The 12,095-nt window shown below is 68.4% G+C and carries 4 protein-coding genes; 3 read left to right on the forward strand and 1 reads right to left on the reverse strand.

The window, feature by feature from the left end; all coding sequences use genetic code 11:
* Window positions 1-480: 480 nt before the first annotated feature.
* Window positions 481-2,499, reverse strand: coding sequence for a sensor histidine kinase (locus Q4I23_RS24500; RefSeq protein WP_498527940.1), 2,019 nt, complete (start codon window positions 2,497-2,499; stop codon window positions 481-483).
* Window positions 2,500-2,628: 129 nt separating this feature from the next.
* Between Q4I23_RS24500 and Q4I23_RS24505 the strand changes: the two genes are divergently transcribed.
* The 3 genes from Q4I23_RS24505 to Q4I23_RS24515 form a co-directional block, all read left to right on the forward strand.
* A complete protein-coding gene (locus Q4I23_RS24505; RefSeq protein ID WP_498527941.1) occupies window positions 2,629-3,363 on the forward strand; it encodes a response regulator transcription factor in 735 nt (244 codons plus the stop codon).
* A 32-nt stretch (window positions 3,364-3,395) separates the two neighbouring features.
* On the forward strand, window positions 3,396-5,261 hold the full coding sequence (locus Q4I23_RS24510) for a tetratricopeptide repeat protein (RefSeq protein ID WP_498527942.1): 1,866 nt from the start codon (window positions 3,396-3,398) through the stop codon (window positions 5,259-5,261).
* A gap of 402 nt (window positions 5,262-5,663) precedes the next feature.
* Window positions 5,664-12,095: Ig-like domain-containing protein (locus Q4I23_RS24515; RefSeq protein ID WP_498527943.1), on the forward strand; the 6,432-nt coding region annotated here is incomplete at its 3' end.

The raw sequence follows: 12,095 nt of genomic DNA on the forward strand, positions 1-12,095 counted from the left end.
CATAACCTGAAGGTCGCAGGTTCAAATCCTGCCCCCGCAACCAAATCACCTGTTCGCCAAGGCCGGTTCCCACTCGGAACCGGCCTTTCGCGTTTCCAGGCCCTGGGTCCGGGCAAGGCGCTTCGGGTCATGAGGCCGCATCGCCAGCCTCGTCGACAATTTCGGATGTTGGATCCGGTTTTGGGGGTGAATTGTGCCGTTTTAGCACCAAGGCTGCTGCATATTTCCGCCCTTTCAGTCGAAATCGAGGGCTCTGGCACCGAGGAACGCTATTTTTCCGCCGTTGTGGTCCGCTTACAGGCATTAATGTGGGCTCAAGGCTGGCTTGTTAAGGTATCGACCGCCCGGACTGGCCGTGCAGACCTTTCTTATCGTCCGGATGGCTGGCCCAGGGCAGCCTCGCTTTTGCCTTGGGCTCTCCAGAACACCGCTTCCGCTTCGCCATCATCGGGGCCGTCGGTCCTCGCTGGACAACCAAGTTCATCCGGTCGTTCCGGATATGTGGACCATCTCAACCGAGGCAACGGTCGCATTCATGGCGGTTTGACGTGGGTTCGGGAGGCTCTTTTCCCGCACCGGATTGACTGGGAGCAGCTGCACGGTGAACGCGGTTCCGGCACCGTCGCGGCTGTCAACCTCTATGCGCCCGGCGTGAGCCTCTATGATGCGTTTGACAAGATAGAGACCGAGTCCTGCTCCGGCGCGCCGCCCGACGTTGGGTGATCGGTAAAACTTTTCGAAGATGTGGCCCAGATCGGCCGGCAGGATCGCTGCACCCGGATTGTGGACGCGCAGTTGCACCGTGCCGCGCTCCACCGACAGGGTCACGGTGACCTCATAGGGATGGGAATACTTGACCGCGTTGTCGATCAGGTTCGACAGAGCCACCGACAGGAGTGATGGATCAGCCATGACCGTCGCCGGCTCGCTCGGCAGATGGACGGCAAAGGTGGCATGACGGTGCAGCAAAGCCAAATCGGCGCACAGCGACCGTGTCAGGTCCGCCGTGTCCAACGGCTGCAGGGCCGGCGTGAGGCTCGCCGCTTCCAGCCAATCCTCGGCGAGGCAGTCCTCGACCAGCTTGCGCATGCGCTGCGCTGCGCGTCGGATGCGCGCCAGCTTGTCGAGGCTTCGTCCCGCCAACTCGCCGCCCGCTCCGGTCAGATCATCCACCGCGACGTGGATGACGGCCAGCGGGTTGCGGAACTCGTGCGACACCATGGCCAGGAAGTTTCGCTGCTCCGCCATGGCGTTGCGTTGGATCTCCAAGGCCGTCTCGGCCTTTTGGCGCGCGGCGTCCAGACTCTGTTCCAGGTCCTTGTGAACGGAGATGTCGTTGAGGTTGACGATCAGCGCTTCGCGCCGTGCGAATCCCACCGCGGCGGCGGACACGCGCAGCCACAGCCGCCGTCCGTCGGGCAGGCGGGCCAACGTTTCAGCCTCCCATGGCTCGCCCGGCGGACGGCTCCGGGCCTGAAGCATGGTTTCGGGCTCTCCCACCGCGCCCAGGTCGATCAGATCGGGCAGCCGGGCGCCGATGGCGGTCCCTTGGATGGGGCCGAGCAGGTCCGCGGCCCGCTGGTTCAGGAAGGCGACCGTCAGGCTGTCCGGAAACACCACGAGGATCGGCAGCGGCGAGGAACTGACCAGATCGCTCAATTGCCGCTCGCTCTCCGTCAGCAGCCGGGCAACGCGTTCGCGTTCCCGCACCTCGCCAGCCAAGGCTTCGGCGCGCCGGGCCTCCTGCGAGGCCAGCCGCTCGGCAACCATCAGCACCATTCCGGCGCAGCCGATGAAGACGAAGGGGATGTTCCAGACGAACAGAACCAGCGCCATGGTGCCACCGCCACCCCCATTGTTCGGCACCATGTTGATCGAACTGCCCAGAGCCATGGCGATGCGAAACGTCAGCATCACCGCGTTGACGGCGAACAGGCCGATCACCAACCGCCGGCCGATCACGCTGCCGTCGGACCGTCCGACCAGAGCGGCGATGGTGGCGACCGAAAAGGCGAGCAGCCCGGTGCTGACCAGAGCGACGCGCGCGTTGCCGTCGTCGAGCAGCCAGAGCAGCGGCGTCCCCACCAGAAGAGCCGCGACATACGGAACGGCCGGAAGGGGCGGCAGGCCGACGAACTGCCGCATTCCCATGTAGGTGAAGCCCTGGCCCAGCAGGAGAATGCCGTTGGCGACGGCGATGCTCAGCCACTCCGGCACCGGGGCGGGAAGCATCCGCAGCAGGAAAAAGACCCCCACCAGGATGTTGCCCCACGCCCAGCCCCGCGGACCGGGCACCGAGGTGTTGAGCTTGTAGAGAAGCGTGGCCACCAGAGCCGAGAGGAAAATCATCACTCCGGTCATGGCGAAAAGTGTGTTGCCGTCCAGATGCATGGGCCCGCCCTCTATACCGCCTGCTGTGCCGGCCGCCATGCCGTATCGAAATTGTGCCACATCGGGATTGCGTCGTGTCGGTACGTTCCATGTCACCGGGTGCGGCACCCTCGGGCGGTTGTTGACCCGAGTCTCGCTTTAATTCCTATTGCCCCTTTCGCGAGCAATGCCGTAGAGACAGTATCGTCTTTCCTCCGCACTTTCTTCCACAAGGTGCTCGTCGCGTAAAGGACGGTTATGACGCCCGATGACGTTTCGGTTTTCCTCGTGGAAGACGACGAAGATTTCCGAGATGCCCTTGCTGATTGTCTCGATGGGGCCGGCTTTCATGTCCGTGCTTTTGCGGATGCGCTCAGTTTCTACAAAGGTTCTTTATCAGTGCGACCGGAAGTTGCGGTGATCGACGTCAACCTTCCGGATGAAAGCGGGTTGGAGGTGCTTGGACACGTCACCGCCCTGGGGATCGGGGCCATCCTGCTGACCGCTCGCGGCACCACCAGCGACCGGGTGGCGGGGTACGAGGCTGGGGCTGACATCTATTTCGTCAAGCCCGTGGACACGCACGAGCTGATCGCGGCGATCCGCGGTCTTGCCGTCAAGGGCCGTCGCCGCATGGAAGCCGCCGGGAAGAGCGTGGAAGCCCCGGCCTCCGAGGGTGCCGCACCGGTCTGGCTGCTGAAGCAGCGCTCGCACCTGCTGGTCGGTCCGGACCTGCAGGTCGTGCGTCTCGCCGATCAGCAAACCAGACTCCTGGCCGCGCTCGCCCTGCACGCGCCCAACGCCGCGCCGCGGGACGACCTGCTGGCCGCGCTCGGGCACAATCCGGAATTCAGCGACCGCCAGATCCTGGACTCCGCGATCCGCCGCCTGCGCCGCACCGTCGAGGTTTCCGCCGGCATTCCTCTCGCCGTGACCACCATCCCGCGGGTGGGTTACGCGTTGCGCGACGGCATCGTCCTCGACCCGAATTGAGCGCTCCCCTCCCTCCAGCGGTGGACCAGATCATGCCGGCGAACCATACGGCCGATTTGAAGACCGGTATCCCCGCCCCACCCACGAACAAACGATGGGCGGACAAACGATGGGCGCTGTCCCTGGTCCGCCGTCACCGATGCGCCATCGTCCAAGCGCCCGGCCACGCCGCCGGTTACATGAATCTGGGTGAGGGGCTGCGCACGCTCGGCCAGGATGGCGCGGCGGCGGCGGTCAACGCCCGGGCTCTGACGCTGCGCCCGGATTATCCCCAGGCACTCTGCGCGCGGTCGGTCCTGTTCGCTGGGCAGGGTTGTCCGCGGGCGGCGCTGCGTCTGGCCTTGCGGGCGCTGGCGGTGGACCCGGCCTTTCCCACCGGCTGGGACTGGCTCGCCAGGCTGGCCGGCGCCGAATCGCTCGACGAGGTCCGGCTGAGGGCGATGCTCCGCTCCGTCCGGCTGACCCCGGCCCGCCCGGAGGCGCTGGTCGCCTTCGGCACGGCCCTGACGGACGGGGACCGGGTGCGGGGCGATGCCCGGGCGCGGGAAGAGGGAGTCGGCATTCTGCAGCGGAGCCTGGCGCTCGATCCGGCGTCCCCGGAGGCGATCGGGGCGCTGGCCGGCACCGCCTTCCGCCTCAGCCGTTTTTCAGAGGTGCTGCGTCTGATCCGTCGGCTGCACCGGATCGATCCGCAGAACGCCGACGCCTACGCCATGCGCAGCGTGGTCGCCACCATGCTGGGCGACTTCGACGCGGCGGTCGCCCATGGCCGTTGCGCCGTGCTTCTGGCGCCGGGGGAGGCCACACCCTGGATCAATCTGGCGCTTGGCCTGCACGCGCTGCAGCATCCGGAAATTGCCGCCCATTACAATCGGCGTGCCGCTCGGCTGGACCCGGGTGGAGCGGTGGGCCGCTTCAATCTGTCGCTGAACCTGCTGGCGATGGGCGATCTGGCGCGCGGCTGGCGGCTCTACGAGGCGCGCTGGCGCATGGGCGGCGCCAGGACGCCGGATCACGCTCCACTCTGGGACGGCACCGACCCGGCGGGCCGACGTATCCTGCTGACCGCGGAGCAGGGACAGGGGGACACGCTGCACTTCATCCGCTACGCCCCGCTGCTGGCCGCGCGCGGCGCGCGGGTGGAGGCGCAGGTGCAGCCGTCGCTGGTCCGGCTGGTCTCCCTGATGCCCGGCGTGTCCGCGGTCCACCGGTCGGACGAACCGCCGCCGCCCTGCGATGCCGTGGTCGCGCTGCTGAGCCTGCCGCGCCTGTTCGGGACGACGCTGGACACCATCCCGGCCGCCGTTCCCTATCTGCGCACGGCGCCGGCCGACGAGGCGCGCTGGCGGGAGCGCCTGACGGGAGAACACCGGGTCGGAGAGCGCCGACTGAAGGTCGGGCTGGTCTGGGCCGGGGACTCGCATGCCGCGCACCTCGGCGCCAACGCGGTGGACGGGCGGCGCAGCTTGCCGCTGGCGGCGCTCGCTCCGCTGGCCTCCGTGCCGGGAATCGCCTGGATCAGCCTCCAGAAGGGCGCTCCGGCGGCCCAGGCCGGGATGCCGCCGCCCGGCATGGACCTGACCGACTGGATGGACGACGTCACGGACTTCGCCGACACCGCCGCCCTGATCACGCAGCTCGATCTTGTCATCTCGGTCGACACGTCGGTGTGCCATCTCGCTGGCGGTCTGGGCAAGCCGGTCTGGGTGCTGTCGCGCTTCGACGCCTGCTGGCGCTGGCTGATCGGCCGAGACGACACGCCCTGGTACCCGACCATGCGCCTGTTCCGGCAGGAACGCCCCGGCGATTGGGATCCGGTCATCGCCCGGCTCGCCGCCCGCCTCCGCATCGTGGCGGACCACCGGATTCCCGCCGCGCCCACCCTATTAAGGGCATGAGCCTGCGGGGCCGCCGTCACGGCCCCTTCCGTCGAGCCGGTCAGAAATCGGTCAGATCCACGTCACCTTTTGTCCATGTGATTGGTGCGGCTTCTTCACTATCGTCCAAAACCGCCACTTTTGGTGTGCGCCATGCAGCTGAAAGTCGCGGGTTTGGCATAATTCTCTACGAAGATCAGAGAATAAGTGAAATGAAGCCGTATTTTTTAAAGAACCTGTCTCGTAATCCGTTCAGTTTTACTTTGAAGACTGCGATCTTGTTGCGCCGGAGCCCGGCGGCATAAGCGGAACGGACCCGTTCCCAGCACCCCAGAACTCCAGACTTTGAACACTGACCGTGGCCTCCGCCGCTCGGAGAGCCCTCGCACATCCTGACCGTCCTAACCGAGGGGAAACACGACCATGGCCGATCCGAACTTCACGCTGCTTGGCACCGCTCTGTTCGGCATCGGAAAAGTCGGCCCCTCCGGCGTGGCGGGACAGGCCACCCCGGTGTTCGTCGACATCGACGGCGACGGCGATCTCGACGCCCTGATCGGCGATGTGAATGGCGGCATCACGCTATACCGGAACGTCGGGACGAGCGACTGGCCGTCCTTCACCCACGCCGGCACGAACCCCTTCGGCCTGAGCAACGTCGGCGGCTGGTCGTCGCCGGCCTTCGCCGACCTCGATGGCGACGGCGACCTCGATCTGCTGATCGGCAGCGATTCCGCGAACAGCACCAACGGTTCCCCGCTCACCGGGCGCGGCTACCTGTTCTATTTCCGCAACGTCGGCACGGCGACCGCCCCCAGCTACGTGCTGGCCGGCACGAACCCCTTCGGCCTCAGCAGCACCGGCTTCTACGCGAAGCCGGCCTTCGCCGACATCGACGGCGACGGCGATCTCGACGCCATCATCGGCAGCGGCAGCGGCGACCTGTACGTCTACCGCAACGTCGGCACCCGGACGGCGCCCAGCTTTTCGCTGGTCGGCGTCAACGCCTTCGGCCTCGGAAAGGTCGGCAGCGAGAGCATCAACATGTCCTCGCCGACCTTCGCCGACATCGACGGCGACGGCGATCTCGACGCCATCATCGGCACCAACGCCGGCGACACGGTCGTTTACCGCAACATCGGCAGCCGGACGAACCCGAACTTCACGCTGCTCGGCACCAACCCCTTCGGCCTCGCCGACAGCGGCAGCTACGCCCGGCCGGTCTTCGTCGACCTCGACGGCGACGGCGACCTCGACTCGATCGTCGGCGAGCAGGGGGGGAGGATCGTCGCCTACTGGAACGGCCCGGCCCCCGTCGCTCCGCCGACCGGGCTGACGCTGGGCTGGGATACGGACAGCGGCGTGCGGGGCGACCGCATCACCAACAACACCCGACCGGCCATCACCGGCACGGCGGTCGCCGGTTCGACCGTGGTGCTGTATGACGGGTCCACCGCCATCGGGACCGCGACGGCGGGCAGTGGTGGGCAGTGGACGATCACCCCGACGGGCACGTTGGGCGCCGGCGCCCACACGCTGACCGCCAAGACCAGCCAGAACGGCGGCACCTCCTCCGCCTCCGGCGCGCTGGTCGTGACCATCGACCTGTCCGCTCCGACGCTGGTGTCGGCGGCGGTGAACGGGACCGCGCTGACGCTGACCTACTCGGAGGCGATGTTCAGCGTCGCCTTGGACAAGTCCGCCTTCACGGTGAAGGTGAACGGCGTCGCGGTCGAGATCAGCAGCCTTTACGTCAGCGGCTCGACGGTCAACGTGATCCTCGCCAAGGAGGTCGTCCGCTACAAGACGGTGACGGTGGACTACACGCCGCCCTCGTCGAACCCGGTCCAAGACGCCGCCGGCAACAGCGCCGGCGCGCTGACCGGGCGGGCGGTGGTCAACAACACGCCGGGCGATCCGAACTTTCTGCCGCCCTCCACCAACCCGCTGGGGCTGGGCGACAGCGGCAGCAACGCCCGGCCGGCGGTCGCCGATCTGGACGGCGACGGCGACCTCGACGTGCTGGTGGGCAACGCCGCCGGCGATACGCTCTATTACCGCAACATCGGCACCCGGACGAACCCGACCTTCACGCTGGCCGGCACCAACCCCTTCGGCCTGGGCCGCGTCGGCACGAACGCCTCGACCAACTTCGCGGACATCGACGGCGACGGCGATCTCGACGCGCTGATCGGCAATCAGAACGGCGGCATCGTCGTCTACCGCAACGTCGGCACCCGGACGGCGCCCAGCTTCACGCTGGTCGGCACCAATCCCTTCGGCCTCGGCGGGGTCGGCACCGCCGCGGCGCCCACCTTCGCGGACATCGACGGCGACGGCGACCTCGACGTCCTGATCGGCAACGGCGCCGGCAACCTGGTTCTCTATTGGAACGCCGGCACCTCGGCGGCGCCCACCTTCACGCTGGGAGGCACCAATCCCTTGGGGCTGGGCAGCGTGACCGGCGGCGCCATGCCGTCCTTCGTGGATGTCGACGGCGACCTGGATCTGCTGATCGGCACCCCGGACGGCAACACGATCGTCTACCGCAACGTCGGCTACAGCGACAACCCCAGCTTCACGCTGGTCGGCACCAACCCCTTCGGGCTCGAGGACGTCGGGAACCGGGCGACGCCGGTGTTCGCCGACATCGATGGCGACGGTGACCTCGACGCGCTGACCGGCAACGCGGACGGCGACCTGATCGTGTCGCGGCAGGTGCCGCCGCCCGACGCGCCGGAAGGGCTGACCCTCGACCCCGCGTCGGATTTCGGCGTGGCCGGCGACCGGCTCACCGGCGACGCGACCCCGACGATCACCGGCACGGCGCTGGCCGGGCTGACGGTGGTGCTGTACGACGGGGCGACGGCGCTGGGGACCACCACCGCCGGCAGCGACGGGCTGTGGACCATCACGCCGGCCACCCCGCTGGCCGACGGCGCGCGGACCCTGACCGCGAAGACCCGGAACAGCGACGGCACCTCGGCACCGTCCAAGACCTTGGTCGTCACCATCGACACAACGCTGCCGGTCCTGTCCTCGGCGACGGTGAACGGCGCCGTCCTGACGCTGAGCTACTCCGAGGCGCTGGACCTGATGTCCAAGCCTGCGGCCTCAGCCTTCACGGTGAAGGCGGGCGGCGCGACGGTGGGCGTGACCAACGTCGCCATCACCGGTTCGGTCGTCACCCTGACCCTGGAATACGCGGTCCTGCGCACCGACACGGTGACGGTGGACTACACCCCACCGCAGACGGCGCCGGCGCGGGACGTCGCGGGCAACGGCACCGCCACGCTGACCAGCCAGCCGGTGAGCAACCAGACCGACCCCTATTTCAACCTTCTGGGCACCAACCCGTTCGGTCTCGCCAACGCCGGGGCGGGTGCCACGCCGACCTTTGCCGACATCGACGGCGACGGCGACCTGGACATGCTGGTCGGCATCCAGAGCGGCGACTCGATCCTCTATCGCAACGTCGGGACGGCGACGACGCCCAGCTTCACGCTGGAAGGCACCAACCCCTTCGGCCTCGGGAACGTCGGCTCCTATTCCTACGCCGTGCCCACCGTCGCCGACATCGACGGCGACGGCGACCTCGACGTCTTCATCGGCAACGCCTACGGCAACACGATCTTTTATCGCAACGTCGGAACGACGGCAGCGCCCAGCTTCACGCTGGTCGGCACCAACCCGTTCGGCATCGGCCAGAACAATTATGCAGCTCCGACGTTTGTGGACATCGACGGCGACGGCGACCTCGATCTCTTCGTCGGCGGCATGTACGGAAACGTCAACTTCTACCGCAACGTCGGGACAACTGCAGCGCCCAGCTTCACGCTGGCCGGCAACAATCCGCTGGGCCTTGCAAACATCGGCGGCGAAGTCCGGCCGGTCTTCGCGGACATCGACGGTGACGGCGACCTCGATGCCATCATCGGAAACAACAACGGGGACGATGTGGTCTTCCGCAACGTCGGAACGACGGCGGCGCCCAGCTTCACGCTGGTCGGCACCAACCCGTTCGGCCTCAAATCCCACAACTATCAGGTTCGGCCAACCCTCCTGGACATCGACGGTGATGGCGACCTCGACCTCGTGATCGGGAATGGCGGCAACATGGTCGTCTACCTGCAGGCGCCCCCGCCGCCCGGCGCGCCAAGCAGCCTTGGCCTTGCCGCCGCGTCCGACAGCGGCGTGGCCGGCGACCGGATCACCAACAGCACGACTCCCGTCATCACCGGCTCCGCCGCGTCCGGAGCCACGGTGGTGCTGTACCGGGGCGCCACGGCGATCGGCACCGCCACCGCGGTCAACGGGCAGTGGACCATCACACCGACCGGCACCCTCGCACAGGGTAGCCACACCCTGACCGCGACGGCCACCCGCGAGGGAAGCACCTCCCAGGCATCCACCGCTTTCACCCTGACCATCGACACGACGGCGCCGAACGCTCCGGCGGTGACCTCGGCGGCGCTGACCAACAGCACGACGCCGACCCTCACCGGCACGGCGGAGGCGAACAGCACGGTCACCGTCACGGTGGGTGGGGCGACCTACACAACCACGGCCGCGTCGGGGACCGGCGCCTGGAGCGTCAACCTGTCCTCGGCCACCCCGGCCTCGGGCACGCTGAGCCTGAACGCCAACGGCACCAACCCCGTGTCCGTCACGGCGACCGACGCCGCGGGCAACGTCTCGTCGGCGGGGACGCAGACGCTGACCATCGACACCACCGCCCCGAACGCCCCGGCGGTGACCAGCGCCGCCCTGACCAAGGCCGTGAAGCCGACCATCAGCGGCACGGCGGAGGCGAACAGCACGATCACCGTCACGGTCGGCGGCGCCACCTACACCACCACGGCGGCTGCGGGAACCGGCGCCTGGAGCGTCAACCTCGCCACGGCCACCCCGGCCTCGGGCACGCTGGGCCTCAACGCCAACGGGACCAATGCCGTTTCCGTCACGACGCGCGACGCCGCAGGCAACGTGTCATCGGCGGGGACGCAGACGCTGACCATCGACACCACCGCGCCGAACGCGCCCTCGGTGACCTCGGCGGCCCTGACCAAAAGCACCACTCCGGTGATCGCCGGCACGGCGGAGGCGAACAGCACGGTCACCGTCACGGTGGGCGGCGCCACCTACACCACGGCCGCGTCGGGATCCGGCGCCTGGAGCGTGGACCTGTCCTCGGCCACTCCGGCCTCGGGCACGCTGGGCCTCAACGCCAACGGCGCCAACCCCGTCTCGGTCACGGCGCGCGATGCCGCCGGCAACGTGTCGTCGGCGGGGACGCAGACGCTGACTGTCGACACCACCGCGCCCACCGCGCCCTCGGTGACCTCGGCGACGCTGACCAACAGCACGACGCCGACCCTGACCGGCACGGCGGAAGCCGGCAGCATCGTCACCGTCACCGTCGGTGGGGCGAAATACACCGCCATGGCGACCGGCGGAAACTGGTCCATCGACCTTGCCACCGCGACGCCGGTAACCGGTTCGTTGAACCTCAACGCCAATGGCACGAACGCCGTCTCGGCCACCGCCACCGACGCGGCGGGCAACACGTCGTCCGCCGGCACCCAATCGTTGACCATCGACACCACGCTGCCTAGCGCTCCGGCGGTGACCAGCGCCGCGCTGAGCAACAGCACGACTCCCACCCTCGCCGGCACGGCGGAGGACGGCAGCACGGTGACGGTCACGGTGGGCGGCGCCACCTACACCACCACCGCGACCGGCGGGAACTGGTCCATCGACCTCGCCACGGCGACGCCGACCACCGGCTCGCTCAGCCTCAACGCCAACGGCGCCAACCCGATCTCTGCGACGGCGACCGATGCCTCGGGCAATGTCTCGGCGCCGGGCACGCAGTCGCTGACCATCGACACGACAGCGCCGGACGCTCCGACCGTCACCACGGTGCTGAGCAACAGCACGACGCCGACCCTCACCGGCTTGGCCGAGGCCGGCAGCACCGTCACCGTCACGGTGGGCGGCGCTACCTACACCACGACGGCGACGGGTGGGCGTTGGTCCATCGACCTCGCCACGGCGACGCCAACCATCGGCTCGCTCAGCCTCAACCCGAACGGTGCCAACCCCGTCTCGGCCACCGCCACCGATGCTGCGGGCAACACCTCGATCCCTGGCACGCAGTCGCTGACCATCGACACCACGGCGCCCAATGCTCCGGCGGTGACCAGTGCGGCGCTGAGCAACAGCACGACCCCGACTGTTGCGGGCGCGGCGGAGGCCGGCAGCACCGTCACCGTCATGGTGGGTGGGGCGACCTACACCACCACCGCGACGGGTGGAAACTGGTCCATCAACCTCGCCACCGCGACGCCGACCGCTGGCTCGTTGAACCTCAACGCCAACGGCGCCAATCCCGTCTCGGCCACCGCCACCGATGCCGCGGGCAACGTCTCGGCGCCGGGCACCCAATCGCTGACCATCGACACCACGCTGCCCGATGCGCCGACCGTCGCCACGGCGCTGAGCAACAGCACCACCCCGACCCTCACCGGCACGGCCGAAGCCGGGGCGACGGTGACGGTCACGGTGGGCGGCGCCACCTACACCACCACCGCGACCGGCGGGAACTGGTCCATCGACCTCGCCACGGCGACGCCGACCGCCGGTTCGCTGAGCCTGAACGCCAACGGCGCCAACCCGGTCTCGGCCACGGCGACCGATGCCTCGGGCAATGTCTCGGCGCCGGGCACCCAATCGCTGACCATCGACACCACGCTGCCCGATGCGCCGACCGTCACCACGGCGCTGAGCAACAGCACGACGCCGACCCTCACCGGTTCGGCCGAGGCCGGCAGCACCGTCACCGTCACGGTGGGC

This window comes from Azospirillum sp. UFLA03-27 (assembly GCF_059803775.1).

Coding starts and splice junctions, on each gene's coding strand:
- Q4I23_RS24510 (WP_498527942.1), top strand. CDS start 3,396: ATGCCGGCGAACCATACGGCCGATTTGAAGACCGGTATCCCCGCCCCA.
- Q4I23_RS24505 (WP_498527941.1), top strand. CDS start 2,629: ATGACGCCCGATGACGTTTCGGTTTTCCTCGTGGAAGACGACGAAGAT.